Source organism: Dyella sp. SG562 (genome assembly GCF_011759495.1).
Taxonomy (GTDB): domain Bacteria; phylum Pseudomonadota; class Gammaproteobacteria; order Xanthomonadales; family Rhodanobacteraceae; genus Dyella_D; species Dyella_D marensis.
Genome location: NZ_JAAOYS010000007.1, coordinates 68,535 through 80,775, shown reverse-complemented (window position 1 = coordinate 80,775; position 12,241 = coordinate 68,535). Strand labels below are relative to the sequence as shown.

Below are 12,241 nucleotides of genomic sequence, written 5' to 3'. Positions count from 1 at the left end.
GCTGCCTTCCTGATCGTCATGAGGGCGCGGAAGATCTCGGAGTCCAGCGGCAAGGTGATCTACCACCTGGACAACGATCCGCTGCTGGTGGCGGTGTACGACAGCCGCGCGGAGACGCTCGTGGTGTTCGACGACGCCGGCCTGGTGGCTTTGGCGGCGGCCGAGGTCAGCTGCAGCCACCCGGTCGAACGGACCGGCGGCATCGACGTGGTGGTGTAGCCCATGCAGGCCGATCTGTTCTGCGGCAAAGAGCTGACACCGGACTCGGTGCTGGCCGTCCTGCAGCATTGCGTCGGCCGGGCCAACGGCCGAACGGCGGAAGAGCTGGCACGTGCCGTCACGGGCCGCACCAGCCTTGCCGACCAGCGGAAGCTCCGTCAGATGATCGAAGCGCTCCGCATCGCTGGTCACGCCGTCTGCGCCAACCCCACCCACGGCTATTTCATGGCCGAGATCGAGTCCGAGCTGGTTGAGGAATGCCAGTTCCTCCTCGATCGCGCCAACACATCTCTCCGGCAGATCGCCGCCATGCGGCGCGTGGCCATGCCGGACCTACGTGGGCAGCTGGGCCTGCCCCTGGAGACCACACCGTGAAAACGCTGGAACAGGTCAAAGAGAACATCAAGCTCCGCCTGCGCGATCACAGCATCGAGCTGAAAGCGACGGTCGAGAAGGCAGCCAAGTGCATCGTCTACCTGATGGACCACGGCTGCGCCATCGAGCAGGTGACGGTGCGCTACGACTACGCCGTGATCGACATCGCCGAGCCGAGCGAGTGGCTCAAAGGCTCGATCCATGTTCGCCGCGTCAACGGTGGATACCGCGAGTTGGTCATGGTGACGACGGTGCGCGGATGCCAGGTGCAGTGGCTCGTCCGCGAGCCGCATCCGCTCCTGCAAAGGGAGGGCTGATCGTGCGCATCCACTTCGAGGATCACGGGCAAGACTTCGAGCGCTGGACGCTCGATGAGGACGGCGTCGTCATCGATAGCTTCCCGTTCCAGAACCGCTTGTGGTGCGGTTGCCGCGTCCTGTGGCACACCCAGCTGCGCGTCGGCGACTGTCTGATCTATCGCACCGCCGACGGCAAGCAGACCCACAACATCCGCTATCCCATCGTGAAGATCGAGAAGACGGAGGCCATGTCATGACGCTCACCGATCAGATGCGCGACCTGCTGAGAAGGGCCGCGGCACCGCTCAACCTCGACCAGATCATGGAGCAGTTGCCGCATGCCAACCGGCAAACGGCGTCGCAACTCCTCCACCAGCGCAAGCATGCCGGCGAGATCGTCGTGTGCATCGAAGACGGAAAGGCATGCTTCGCGCTGTCCGAAGGCTTTCGCGCATCGCCGCGTTCCGTGCAAAAGCACACCGACAAGGCTGCAGGCGCGCCCGCCGCCAGTGACAGCCCCGAGCCTGCCGCTGTGGTGGTCAGCACTACGGTTGTCCAGGCGGTGAAAGAAACGCTGGCCAACCCTATCGGCGAGTCCGCTCTGAGCGCAGTGCTGCAGCCAAACGGCCGTAAGAAAAGGCGCGCGCTGGACAAGCCCCAAAGTACCGCCGTTGTGGGCGCCGAACGCCCGGCGGAAGACGGGCAGACGCTGGAAGCTCTCCGCAAGGCCGTCACGCTTGCCGAGGTCGCGCGCGAAGCCTACATCGACACCGTAGTGGACCAGCGCTTCTACGGTTGGTTGCAGGAAAGCGTACGCGCGTCGCGGGAGGCGTTGGCTGCGTTCGAGCGGAGCGCCCGATGAGCATCACCACCTTGAATGAGGCGACCGCCGTAAACACGCTCCTGCGCTTCCTGCTGGTCAGCATCGACCTGTGGGGCAACAGGGTGGCACCGACCAGCGAGGAGGCGAAGGAGGCGGCGGCCATCCTGGCCAAGGGCGCGCACGACAAGTTGTGCGCCGGCATCAACGAGCACCAGGTCCGTGAGGCATGGGATATCAGCGAGCTTAGTTTCAGGAGGCCAGGCACATGACGGACATCGACGCCCAGCGGGGCGACGAACAACTCGACGATGACGATGAGCTGCCCCCCGTGCTTGGCGAGCGGTACCGCGACGTCCTCTACGACATTCACCACGCGGCGAACAATGCCGCCCACCAGTAAAGGAAGACCATGAACTCCGACATCATTCCGCCCGGCCATCGCAAGGACAGCCGCGGCCGCCTGGTTCCCGAGAGCCAGATCAAGGACATCGACCTGCTGCGCGACGAGATGGTGCGCGAGCTGCATGCCGAGGCACTGGCCGTACAGGCGGTCCTGGCCAAGTTCAAGCAGAAGGCATTCGACACCATCCATTCCTTCGTCGACCTGAGCGCACAGCAGTACGGCGTCAAGCTGGGCGGTGCCAAGGGCAACGTGTCGCTCCTGACGTTTGACGGGACGCTCCGCGTGCAGCTCGCCATCCAGGAAAGCATCCAGTTCGACGAGCGACTGCAGGCAGCAAAGGAGCTGATCGATCAGTGCCTGCGCGAGTGGACCGAAGGTGCGCGCCCCGAAATCGCCACCCTGGTGCAGGATGCGTTCCGCGTCGACAACGCCGGCAAGCTTCGCACTGGGTCTGTGCTGGCTCTGAGTCGGCTCAACATCACCGACCCGCGCTGGCGGAAGGCGATGGACGCCATCGGTGAAGCCGTGCAGGTGGTGGGCAGCAAGAGCTACGTCCGCTTCCACCAGCGTGACGCCAACGGCCAGTACCAGGCCACCAGCCTCGACATTGCGGCGGTCTGACATGGGTCAGATCACGCTCGACTTCGAAGATGCCCAGAAGATCATCAACAACCCGGACGCCGGTGGCGACGCCCGGGTGATCGCTGCCTTCACCATCGCCTTCTTCGTGGCGATGGCGCATGCACACACGATCGAACCCACCACCACGGCGATCGCTCTGAAGCTGGCGCACAAGAGCGCGGACGCCATCTATAGGGGAGTCGAATGATGGTTACGCTACAGATCAAAACCAGCGAGGCTTGGCGCGACGTCCTCAGCTTCGACGAAGAACGCGCCGCGGAGATCATTTCCGGCCTGTCCGCGCTTGCCGGCATCCTCGGCGAGTCAGCCAGCTGGTGCTTTCTCTACGAAGATGGGCGCCGCCGCTGGCTGGACCAGATTCTCACCCTTGCCGAATTTCCGGGTTGGCAGGACGTGACGCCCGACCTGCCTGGGCCGCTGCAGGACGTGATGGTGAGCGTCTATAACCCGGGCGACGACGAGCCGCTCACGTTCATGGCCTACCGCAAAGTGGCCGGCTCTGACGAGTTCTACATCAGCGGAAGCACCAACGACGAGCGGGTCAAGGGTGTCTACGCATGGGGGCCGCTCATGATGCCGGCCGCTCGCAATGACTTCGAGCAGGCCGCTGCATGAGCGCCGGCCTCGATGGCAAGCGCGACCCGCGCGTGGACCCACAGACGGGCGACCTGGTCACCGTCGATGGCGAAACGCGCGAGGTCGAAATGGTGCGCGACGGGCGCGTGTATTACAGCTGGCCGGGCAAGGTGACCGTCCGGTCGCTGTTTCCGGAAGGCTGGAAGAGCTGGGCTGCCGCGGCAACCTGGTGGATCGCCGGAGCGCCGTAGGAAGAGCCATGCGCAAGTTCGACCCAGCGACTACGCGTACACGTCAACTCGCCGCGATCCACGTGATCGCTAACAAGCAGCTGCGCCTGGATCGGGAAACGTACGTAGGGCTGCTGCAGCGGATCGGTGGCGTATCCAGTTCCGCGGACTTGGACGAGCGCGGCCGAGTGCGCGTCCTAAAGGAGCTTCGGCGCCTCACCGGAGAGGGCGACAGGCAGATGGCCAATGCCGTCGCCATGCCTGATGCGCCGCAGACCGTGCGTGACGAGATCGCCAGCATGGTGAGTAAAGTGGCGGCAATTCTCGCCGAGATCGATAAGCCGTGGAGTTACGCCCACGGCACTGCCAGGCGGATGTTCAAAGTCCAGCGTGTCGAGTGGTTGCGCGCGGACCAGCTGCACCGCCTCGTGGCGGCCCTGCAGATCAGCGCCAACCGGAGGAAGTGATGCACCCCGAAGAAGTCGAAGAGCGGCGGCTTCGCTGGCAGCAGCTGTGGCGCACGCGCTTTCAGTCCGAGGTGTCCAAGATTCGCCCGATCTACCAGGGCGTCGTCCACCTTCTGCTCAAGCAAGCCTATTACGCCGGCACTAATGACGAGCGCCGGAAGCACGAACCGACCCAGCTGGGAGGGATGGACTGATGAAGATCGAAAACGTTCCGGACATGAAGGCCGCGCGCGCGAGATATGAGCAGACGGACGCGGCCGGACTTATCGGCCAGCAGGTCGCGCCGCGTGGCGCCATCCATTCCATCGAATGGTTGGCCACCCACCAGGCCGATGGCGTGACGCCTCAGATGATGCTCGAATCCCTCCGCACGCAGCTCTTCGAGCTGCACGAAGTCGCCCATGCGCGTGGCATTGCGCTCCCCAGCTATCGCTAACCCATGCATCTGACCTGTCCAAGCTGCAGCGACTCTTTCCCCATTGCCGCCGGCTTCCTGGAGCCGGATGGCAAGCGTTTCGGCATGCAGCTTGCCGGCATGGAGCCGGCGCTCGGTCGCGCGGTTATCGAGTACCTGGCGCTCTTTTCTCCTGCCAAGCAGCGCCTGCGGCTGTCCAAAGCGGTAAGGCTGGTGGCCGAACTGGACGCCCTCGTGAAGGAAGGAAGCGTATGCCGAGACGACCGCGCGGGGATGCGGCGTCCATGTTCGACGTCGCAATGGGTCAACGGCATCGAGCAGATGCTGGAGAAACGCTCGGCGCTCACGCTGCCGCTCGCGAACCACAACTATTTGCGCAGTGTGGTGTTTGGCCTTGCTGAGCAGGCAGGCGCGCAAGCCGAGATCCGCCGCGAAGCGGACGCCCGGGCGGGCCGTCCTCCGTCGCGCGGCACCGGCGTCAGTCCGCCGCAGCCACGCGAAGACCCCCTTCAAAACGAGTTGGCCTACCTCGACCAGTTGCACAGCTATGGCCAGTTGAGCGACGCGGAGTATGACGAGAAGCGCGCTGCAGCCTATCTGAAGTTTGGAGGCGACCGTGAACGATCAGACTGAACTGCCCCTGGGCGAAATCGACGGCGCGCTGCTCGCCGATCACATCGGCGACCTGGATCTGCCCACCGAGAAGTGGGCGGCGACGCTGGCCGGCCTGGTCGATCACCTGGCCGACTTCTATCGGCGCAACGGCCGTGATGACGACGCGGCTGTCGGTGAGGCGCAGAAGGTCGTAGCGCTGCTCGCCCATGACTTCGGTGGTCGACCGATCTACCTGCCGCGCGGTGATCGCTTGCAACAGGCGTTGATCGCGCGCCAGATCTATCTGCTTCACAACGGACGCAACGTCGAAGAGTTGGCCGAGCGGTTCGGATATACCGTGCGCCACGTCCAGCGGGTCTACGCCGAACAGCGCTCAATCGAGATTCGCAAGCGGCAGGCCAGCCTGTTCTAGTTGCACGCGCACCGCCGGCTGCCGTAACGTCTTTCCGAAGCCCCGCCACCGAGCGGGGCTTTCTATTTGCAGCGACAGATGTCGCATCCATCGCCATGCCATGCATCCGTAGCCTGACCGCGTAGCGCGCTTTCCCTCCCCCTGGAGCGCGCACAACCGCCGGCGGGCTGTACTCCCCTGCAGCCCGCCGGCACCTCTTATCTAGGAGCGCAGGCATGTCAGGAATCAAAGAGCGTTTGAATGTGGTTTTCCAGGGCTTCCTGGCGGCCGCGAACGGCTTCGGTCGCATGGCGGTGTGGGCGCTGATTTCGCTTGCCCTGCTGGTCGTCATCGCGGTGGTGTTCAACCCCGCGAAGTTCGGCAGCTACCTGTGGATCGTCAGCAAGCTGAGCCTCGCCGCCGTGCTGGGCTACTGCTACGACCGAGCTGCGTTTCCCGACGAACGCCCCAGTCAGCTCGATGGCCTGGAGAAGTCGATGGCGCAGACTAGGCGCAACATGCTGATGGCGGCCTGCATCGTCGCCGCGGGACTGATGCCGTGATCGGCGGCGCGCTGCTGGTGCTGATCGGCCTGGTCTGGACGCTGACTGATCTGACCTGCGGCCGCGGCGAGTGGTGCATCGGGCCGGGTGGCGTGCAGCGCACCTGGCGCGGCCGGCTCGGCCCGGTGCTGGTGGTGATCGGCGTGCTGGTGCTCAGCCTGACTGCCACCGCGTCGCCGCAGAAGGCTGCGACGCCGGCACCGGCAGCCGTACGCATCCCCGAGGCCAGCGCAATGTATCGGCGCTGGGTCGAGCAGGCCGTGACTGAGGAATGGGGCGTCGACGGCTCTCCTGCGCGCCTGGCTGCGCAGATCCACGCCGAATCGAGCTGGAACGCCAAGGCGCGTAGCCCGGTCGGCGCGGAAGGGCTGACGCAGTTCATGCCGGCAACGAGCAAATGGATCGCCGACAAGTTCCCGGACAAGCTGGGAGGGTTCGATCCCTGGGACCCGCAGCAGGCGGCGCTCGCAGCGGCCATCTATGACCGCTGGTTAGCCGACCGCAATCCCGGCAACGGCACCTGCAGCACCTGGTCATTCGCCCTTAGTGCATACAACGGCGGCGAAGGTCGCCTGCACGCGGAGCAGCTCCTGGCCAGCCGGGCCGGGCGCGACCCCGGCCGCTGGTTCGGCCACGTCGCCAACATGCGCGCGCGATCGCCGGGAGCATGGAGGGAGAACCGCACCTACGTGCAGCGCATCCTCACTGTGCTTGAACCGGCCTATATCACCGCGGGCTGGACGGGCAAGGCGGCATGCGCATGAAGGTCGGAACCATCATCGGAAGCGCGCTCTTGCTGCTCGCCGTTGGCGCTGCGGGCTTCGGCCTGGGTGTCGCGCATGAATCTCGAATCAGTGCGGAAGCGATCGGCACCGCCAAGGGCGAGGCGACGAATGCGAACGGTGATGCCAAGGCCGCCCGCGACGCCCTGACCGATGTGCAGCGGCGCCTGGAGCAGCAGAAGGCCGACCTCGATCACGCCCGTCAGATTGCATCCCTCGCGCTCCAACAGCGCGACGCCGCATTGAACGACCTCTCCATGCTCACCCAACAGCGCAGTGAAGCGCTGAGGACGGCCGCCCGTGAAAGCCCTGAATGCGCTGATCTTCGTCATCTGCCTATCTGTCCCGCTATTGCTGATCGCCTGTTCTCACCAGCAAACGACCCGCCCAGCAGCGGTCATTGAGGTACCGGTGCCGGCATACCGGCCGCTCGATCGGACGCTGACGCAGCCGATCGTCGAGCCGTTACCGCCGCCGAAGAACTGCAGCTACCAAGGGAAGCCCGCCTGGTGCGTGCTTGATGGTCTGGTTTGGATCGAGGAGTGGCGAGGCAAGGTGCGCGAAGCGAACACCGATCGCGCGGCGGCAGCGAAGACCAGCGCGGGGCCGACACCATGACGCCCTTCGAGAAGGATGTGGACGCACTGATTAGAGAAGTGCGGCGCGAGGGTTGGGAGCAATTGACCGTCGCCGGCAAGCTCAAGGGCATCGAGCGTGCTGCCGCGACGACACACGCCAACGTCAAGGCGTCGATTGCCGATCGACTGACCCGCCTGATGTGGCAGCACGGCCTGGGCATCGAGCCTGGCTCGGACAAGAAGCAAACCGGAGCAAGGCGTTGACCGACGATATCGAGCGCGCACAAGAGATCGAGCAAAGAGACAGAGACATGGCGTTGCGCCTGCAGCTCGAACGCATCGCGGCCAGCTTCGCGCCGCGGGAAGACGGCGCCGAAGCAATGTGCATCGATTGCGACGAAGCCATTGAGCCGGAGCGGCTGAAGGTCCTAGCCCGCAAGACCAGCCGCTGCGCGCAATGCGCACGAGATCACGAGCATCGCATGCGGGGGTATCGATGAACGAGCCAGTTTTCGCCGTCGTCGCGGCGATCATCATCGTCCTCCTGCTCATCAATCTGGTTGGCCTGCTGGTGATTGGCGCCCGCGTCGGCCGCCAGGCAAACGATGCGCACCAGCTCGAACAGCGCCTTACGAAGCTGGAGGCACGCGTCGACAACTTGCCCACGCATCGCGACTTCACCGAGCTGCGCGGTGATCTGTCTGAAGTCGTCGAGACCACGGCCGGGTTATCCGGCCAGATGACCACCGTCGCGCAGATGCTGCGCACGATCCAGGAACACCTGCTGGAGAACGACTGAATGTCCACCAAGTCCTTTGCCGAACGCGTGCGGGAAGATCGCCGTCTGGTCATCCTGCGCCTGCTCTCTGAGCAGCCCGGGTATCGCATGAACAGCTCGAACATCCATGCGGGCCTCCACCACCTTGCCATCGCTGCCAGTCGCGATGATGTGGCCACCGACATCCACTGGCTGCGCGATCAGAGCCTGCTGCAGATCACGCCGGTGCCGGAGGCGCCGTCGCTGTATATCTGCGAACTTACCGGGCGCGGCAACGACGTGGCCGTGGGCAACGCCACGGTGCCCGGCGTCAACCGCCCGAGTCCGCGTTGACGCCATGCCCCGCGCATCGAGCATCAAACGCATGCCGGCGGACGAGCGCGCCTTCCTGGAGAAGCTGCTGCGCGAGGACCGCTACACCCTGGACGAGATGCTGGGCCAGTTGCGCGAACGTTTCCCGGATGCGCAGGCGCCGAGTCGCAGCGCCCTCGGCCGGTACAGCCAGCAGTTCGACGAACTGGCCGGCCGGATGCGTGACATCAAGGCCGCCGGCACCGCGCTGGTTGCTGAGCTGGGTGAAGACCCGAACGACCGGGCCGGCCAGCTGCTCGTCGAGGCTGTCACCACCCTCGCCACCCATGCCGCGCTCAAGGCCACCGGTGCCGAGGAGGAAGTGTCGATCAAAGAGATCGGCCAGCTCGCCCGGGCGGCGCACGTCACCATGCAAAGCCGGAAGATGAGCCTGGCCGAGCGGCAGGAGATCGCCCGGATCGCCCGGGAGCAGCTGCAGCAGGAACAGGAAGAGAAGCTCAAGGACGTGGTCAAGACCGGCGGCATGTCGGCTTCCACCGCCGAAACGATCCGCAAGCAGATCCTGGGCATCGCATGACCGAAGTAATCGCCAAGCGGCCGCCGGCTAGCACGCTGACCGAGCAGCTGCGCGCGGATCTGCCCAGCACGGTGGATAGTGCTGTGCCGGCTGCGTTCATGCCGTACCAGCAGCGCTGGGTCGCCGATCAATCCGACTTCAAGGTGGCGGAGAAGAGCCGCCGCACCGGCCTGACGTGGGCGGAGGCTGGTGACGACGTGCTGATCGCCGGTGCCGATCGCGCGGCGGGCGGCATGAATGTGTATTACATCGGCTACAACATGGACATGGCCATCGAGTACATCGAGGCCTGCGCCATGTGGGCGCGCATCTTCAACCAGGCGGCCGGCCAGATCGAGGAAGGCGAGGAACTGTTCGAGGATGGCAAGGAAGAGAAGTCGATCAAAACCTACACGATCCGCTTCGCTTCGGGCTTCCGCATCGTGGCGCTATCCAGCCGGCCAGCGAACCTGCGTGGCAAGCAAGGCGTGGTGGTGATCGACGAAGCTGCCTTCCACGGGCAACTGGACGAGCTGCTCAAGGCGGCGATCGCACTGTTGATGTGGGGCGGCAAGGTTCGCGTCATTTCCACACACGACGGCACTGACAATCCCTTCAACCAGCTGATCGAAGACATCCGCGCCGGCAAGCGCTCAGGCAGCATCCATCGCATCACCTTCGAGGATGCCTGTGCGGAGGGTCTCTACGAGCGCGTGTGTTTGCGCCAGGGCAAGGCGTGGTCGCCTGAAACCGAGGAGGCTTGGAAAGCGGCCATCCGTAAGACCTACGGTGACGCGGCCACGGAAGAGCTGGATGTCATCCCGTCGACGGGATCAGGCACCTGGCTGTCTGGGGTACTCATCGAAGCGCGCATGATCGACGCACCGGTCCTACGCTACACATGCGAGCCGGGCTTCGAGAAGGAACCGGATACCTACCGCTATGGCGTCATCCAGCAGTGGCTGGAGCGCGAAGTGGCACCGCTGCTCGCCCAGCTCGATCCCCGCCTGCAGAGCGTCATGGGCGAAGACTTCGGTCGCACCGGTGACCAGACCGTCATCACCCCCGCGCAGATCCAACAGGATCTGACGCGCCGAGTCCCGTTCATGCTGGAGCTGCGCAACATGCCGCATCGCCAGCAGGAGCAGATTCTGTTCTTCGTGTGCGACCGCCTCCCCAACTTCGCCAAGGGCGCCGTCGACGCGCGTGGCAACGGCAGCGCGGTCGCGGAGTTCCTGGCACAGCGATACGGGTACACGCGCATTGAGCTGGTGATGCTGACGGAGACCTGGTATCGCGAGGAAATGCCGCCACTGAAAGCCGCCTTCCAGGATGGGACCGTCGAGGTGCCGCGCGATAAAGACGTCGCGGCGGATCTGCGCATGGTCAAGCTGGTCAACGGTGTTGCCCGGGTGCCTGACCAGCGCACCACGGGCAAGGACGGCGGACAGCGTCACGGCGATGCCGCGATATCGGTCGCGCTCATGCACTTCGCCAGCCGGAACCTGTCGGCGCCGATCGAGTTCGAGGCTGCACCGAAGAATTCTCGCGGCTTCGACAACGTTCGCACCGACGGCATGCGTATGCATGCCACTGATGATTTTTCTGATCTAGAAGCACCGGAGCCGAAGGCATGGTAACGACCACGCGGATTGTGGGGCCGGACGGCCAGCCCTTCGCCCTTGCTGACCTGAAAGAGCCGCAGACCAGCCGCACCGAGCAGCTGCGCAACGAATGGCAGGGCCATCCCAGCCGCGGCCTGACGCCTTCGCGCCTGGCGGCGATTCTGGTCGACGCGGAACAGGGCAGCTTGGTCGCGCAGTCCGAGCTGTTCGAGGACATGGAAGAGCGTGATGGCCACCTGGCCAGCGAAATGCTCAAGCGTCGCGGTGCGGTGATCGAGCTGCCCTGGGACATCGTGCCGCCGTCCAGTCCTTTTCCGAAGGAGAAGGCCGCCGCCAAGCAGCTGAAGGAACTGCTTGCCGAAATCCCTGGGTTCGACGAGCTGCTGTTCGACACCACCGACGCCATCGGCAAGGGGTACACCAACCTCGAAATCGAGTGGCACCAGGTCGAGGGTTTCTGGCTACCCGCAAGCGTGACGCACCGACCGCAATCCTGGTTCCAGATCTACCGCGGCTATCGCGAAGAGATCCGACTGCGCGATGGAACCGCCGATGGTGAACCGCTCCAGCCGTTCGGATGGATCAGGCATATCCATAAAGCCAAGAGCGGGCTGCTGGCGCGCGCATCGTTGTTCCGCGTGCTGGTGTGGCCCTACCTCTTCAAGAACTATGCCGTAGGCGATCTGGCCGAGTTCCTGGAGATCTATGGCATCCCGATGCGCCTGGGCAAATACCCGCCCGGCAGCAGCAAGGAAGACAAGCTCACGCTGCTGCGTGCGCTGTCCGAGCTGGGGCACAATGCCGCCGGCATCATTCCGGCGGGCATGGAACTGGAGTTCCTGGATGCCGCCACGGGCGACCCCAAGGCGTACCAGGCGATGATCGACTGGTGCGAACGCACGCAGTCGAAAATGATCCTCGGCGGAACCCTGACCAGCCAGGCCGACGGGAAGAGCAGCACCAATGCGTTAGGCAACGTCCACAACGAGGTGCGCAAGGACATCCGCAACGGCGATGCCAAGCAGGTGGCCGCTACGCTGACGCGCGACCTGATCTATCCCATCGCGCTGTTCAACGGCTTGACGGACAGCCTGCGCCGCTCACCTCGGATGTTCTTCCCTGTAGAAGAGACGGGGGACATCGAGACCTACTCGGCGGCGTTGCCGACGTTCGTCAGTATGGGCATGAAGATCTCGCGGCAGTGGGCACAGGAGCGAGTCGGCATCCCGGAGCCGGAAACGGACGAGACAGATCTGCTTCAGGCCCCGGCGCCGGCACGGCCTCTCGGCCTGCCAGTAGCGGACGTGGCAGCGGCGAGTGCGCAGATGAGCAACCAGCCCCAGGACCCACCTGCGAAGATGACGGGGCAGCTCGACCAGGCCGTCTCTCCGGCGCTCGCCGGGTGGGTGGGTCAGATCCGCGACCTGGCCAGCCAGGCCGAGTCCCTGGAGCAGCTCCGCGATGGCTTGTTCGCGCTGCTGCCAGATCTGAGCCTGGACGACTATGCCGCGGCGATGCGCGTCGGCTTGGCCGCCGCCGCACTGGCTGGACACTACGAGATCCTGCGGGAAGCGGGTGGTGCATGATCTGCG

The 12,241-nt window shown here is 64.8% G+C and carries 27 protein-coding genes; 26 read left to right on the top strand and 1 reads right to left on the bottom strand.

Annotated elements, in window-relative coordinates; genetic code table 11:
• Positions 1-18: 18 nt before the first annotated feature.
• The 18 genes from FHW84_RS14045 (at position 19) to FHW84_RS13965 (ending at position 6,782) form a co-directional block, all read left to right on the top strand.
• On the top strand, positions 19-219 hold the full coding sequence (locus tag FHW84_RS14045; RefSeq protein WP_167256543.1) for a hypothetical protein: 201 nt from the start codon (positions 19-21) through the stop codon (positions 217-219).
• 3 nt (positions 220-222) lie between these two features.
• On the top strand, positions 223-594 hold the full coding sequence (locus tag FHW84_RS14040) for a hypothetical protein (RefSeq protein ID WP_167256541.1): 372 nt from the start codon (positions 223-225) through the stop codon (positions 592-594).
• Complete coding sequence (locus FHW84_RS14035) at positions 591-911, top strand: hypothetical protein (RefSeq protein ID WP_167256539.1); 321 nt, start codon at positions 591-593, stop codon at positions 909-911. The genes FHW84_RS14040 and FHW84_RS14035 overlap by 4 nt, the downstream gene beginning before the upstream one ends.
• A 2-nt stretch (positions 912-913) precedes the next feature.
• The gene (locus FHW84_RS14030; protein WP_167256537.1) at positions 914-1,150 is read left to right on the top strand and encodes a hypothetical protein; all 237 of its coding nucleotides are present in this window, start codon (positions 914-916) and stop codon (positions 1,148-1,150) included.
• On the top strand, positions 1,147-1,755 hold the full coding sequence (locus FHW84_RS14025) for a hypothetical protein (RefSeq protein ID WP_167256535.1): 609 nt from the start codon (positions 1,147-1,149) through the stop codon (positions 1,753-1,755). Before FHW84_RS14030 ends, FHW84_RS14025 begins: the two co-directional genes overlap by 4 nt.
• Positions 1,752-1,985 (top strand): hypothetical protein, encoded by a 234-nt coding sequence (locus tag FHW84_RS14020; protein ID WP_167256533.1) that lies wholly within the window; start codon positions 1,752-1,754, stop codon positions 1,983-1,985. The genes FHW84_RS14025 and FHW84_RS14020 overlap by 4 nt, the downstream gene beginning before the upstream one ends.
• A complete protein-coding gene (locus tag FHW84_RS23400; RefSeq protein WP_279589741.1) occupies positions 1,982-2,116 on the top strand; it encodes a hypothetical protein in 135 nt (44 codons plus the stop codon). Before FHW84_RS14020 ends, FHW84_RS23400 begins: the two co-directional genes overlap by 4 nt.
• Before the next feature lie 9 nt (positions 2,117-2,125).
• Positions 2,126-2,740 carry a DUF3164 family protein gene (locus FHW84_RS14015; protein WP_167256531.1) on the top strand — a complete coding sequence of 205 codons (615 nt, stop codon included), beginning with the start codon at positions 2,126-2,128 and terminating at the stop codon, positions 2,738-2,740.
• Between the two features lies 1 nt (position 2,741).
• The gene (locus tag FHW84_RS14010) at positions 2,742-2,948 is read left to right on the top strand and encodes a hypothetical protein (RefSeq protein WP_167256529.1); all 207 of its coding nucleotides are present in this window, start codon (positions 2,742-2,744) and stop codon (positions 2,946-2,948) included.
• Positions 2,945-3,376, top strand: coding sequence for a hypothetical protein (locus FHW84_RS14005; RefSeq protein WP_167256527.1), 432 nt, complete (start codon positions 2,945-2,947; stop codon positions 3,374-3,376). The genes FHW84_RS14010 and FHW84_RS14005 overlap by 4 nt, the downstream gene beginning before the upstream one ends.
• Complete coding sequence (locus tag FHW84_RS14000) at positions 3,373-3,588, top strand: hypothetical protein (RefSeq protein WP_167256525.1); 216 nt, start codon at positions 3,373-3,375, stop codon at positions 3,586-3,588. Before FHW84_RS14005 ends, FHW84_RS14000 begins: the two co-directional genes overlap by 4 nt.
• Positions 3,589-3,596: 8 nt before the next feature.
• Positions 3,597-4,034, top strand: a complete 438-nt coding sequence (locus tag FHW84_RS13995; protein ID WP_167256523.1) for a regulatory protein GemA — start codon at positions 3,597-3,599, stop codon at positions 4,032-4,034.
• Entirely contained in the window at positions 4,034-4,228 is a 195-nt protein-coding gene (locus tag FHW84_RS13990; RefSeq protein ID WP_167256521.1) for a hypothetical protein, read from the top strand. Before FHW84_RS13995 ends, FHW84_RS13990 begins: the two co-directional genes overlap by 1 nt.
• Positions 4,228-4,470, top strand: a complete 243-nt coding sequence (locus tag FHW84_RS13985; RefSeq protein WP_167256519.1) for a hypothetical protein — start codon at positions 4,228-4,230, stop codon at positions 4,468-4,470. The genes FHW84_RS13990 and FHW84_RS13985 overlap by 1 nt, the downstream gene beginning before the upstream one ends.
• A 3-nt stretch (positions 4,471-4,473) precedes the next feature.
• On the top strand, positions 4,474-5,082 hold the full coding sequence (locus FHW84_RS13980; RefSeq protein ID WP_167256517.1) for a hypothetical protein: 609 nt from the start codon (positions 4,474-4,476) through the stop codon (positions 5,080-5,082).
• Positions 5,066-5,476, top strand: coding sequence for a Mor transcription activator family protein (locus tag FHW84_RS13975; RefSeq protein WP_167256515.1), 411 nt, complete (start codon positions 5,066-5,068; stop codon positions 5,474-5,476). The genes FHW84_RS13980 and FHW84_RS13975 overlap by 17 nt, the downstream gene beginning before the upstream one ends.
• Positions 5,477-5,691: 215 nt before the next feature.
• Positions 5,692-6,018, top strand: a complete 327-nt coding sequence (locus tag FHW84_RS13970; RefSeq protein WP_167256513.1) for a putative holin — start codon at positions 5,692-5,694, stop codon at positions 6,016-6,018.
• On the top strand, positions 6,015-6,782 hold the full coding sequence (locus FHW84_RS13965) for a transglycosylase SLT domain-containing protein (protein ID WP_167256511.1): 768 nt from the start codon (positions 6,015-6,017) through the stop codon (positions 6,780-6,782). The genes FHW84_RS13970 and FHW84_RS13965 overlap by 4 nt, the downstream gene beginning before the upstream one ends.
• Here the strand turns inward: FHW84_RS13965 and FHW84_RS13960 are convergent.
• Entirely contained in the window at positions 6,740-7,132 is a 393-nt protein-coding gene (locus FHW84_RS13960; RefSeq protein ID WP_167256509.1) for a hypothetical protein, read from the bottom strand. The genes FHW84_RS13965 and FHW84_RS13960 overlap by 43 nt on opposite strands.
• Between FHW84_RS13960 and FHW84_RS13955 the strand changes: the two genes are divergently transcribed.
• The 8 genes from FHW84_RS13955 to FHW84_RS13920 are packed head-to-tail and all read left to right on the top strand — an operon-like array spanning position 7,101 to position 12,235.
• Positions 7,101-7,418: a hypothetical protein gene (locus FHW84_RS13955; RefSeq protein WP_167256507.1), complete on the top strand. Its 318-nt coding sequence runs from the start codon at positions 7,101-7,103 to the stop codon at positions 7,416-7,418. The genes FHW84_RS13960 and FHW84_RS13955 overlap by 32 nt on opposite strands.
• Entirely contained in the window at positions 7,415-7,642 is a 228-nt protein-coding gene (locus tag FHW84_RS13950; RefSeq protein WP_167256505.1) for a hypothetical protein, read from the top strand. Before FHW84_RS13955 ends, FHW84_RS13950 begins: the two co-directional genes overlap by 4 nt.
• Positions 7,639-7,878 carry a hypothetical protein gene (locus tag FHW84_RS13945; protein WP_167256503.1) on the top strand — a complete coding sequence of 80 codons (240 nt, stop codon included), beginning with the start codon at positions 7,639-7,641 and terminating at the stop codon, positions 7,876-7,878. The genes FHW84_RS13950 and FHW84_RS13945 overlap by 4 nt, the downstream gene beginning before the upstream one ends.
• Positions 7,875-8,177 (top strand): DUF2730 family protein, encoded by a 303-nt coding sequence (locus tag FHW84_RS13940; protein ID WP_167256501.1) that lies wholly within the window; start codon positions 7,875-7,877, stop codon positions 8,175-8,177. Before FHW84_RS13945 ends, FHW84_RS13940 begins: the two co-directional genes overlap by 4 nt.
• On the top strand, positions 8,178-8,489 hold the full coding sequence (locus FHW84_RS13935) for an ArsR family transcriptional regulator (RefSeq protein ID WP_167256499.1): 312 nt from the start codon (positions 8,178-8,180) through the stop codon (positions 8,487-8,489).
• A gap of 31 nt (positions 8,490-8,520) precedes the next feature.
• Complete coding sequence (locus FHW84_RS13930; protein ID WP_243868119.1) at positions 8,521-9,045, top strand: phage protein Gp27 family protein; 525 nt, start codon at positions 8,521-8,523, stop codon at positions 9,043-9,045.
• Complete coding sequence (locus FHW84_RS13925; RefSeq protein WP_167256495.1) at positions 9,042-10,664, top strand: hypothetical protein; 1,623 nt, start codon at positions 9,042-9,044, stop codon at positions 10,662-10,664. Before FHW84_RS13930 ends, FHW84_RS13925 begins: the two co-directional genes overlap by 4 nt.
• Positions 10,658-12,235 carry a DUF935 domain-containing protein gene (locus FHW84_RS13920; protein ID WP_167256493.1) on the top strand — a complete coding sequence of 526 codons (1,578 nt, stop codon included), beginning with the start codon at positions 10,658-10,660 and terminating at the stop codon, positions 12,233-12,235. The genes FHW84_RS13925 and FHW84_RS13920 overlap by 7 nt, the downstream gene beginning before the upstream one ends.
• Positions 12,236-12,241: the final 6 nt, after the last annotated feature.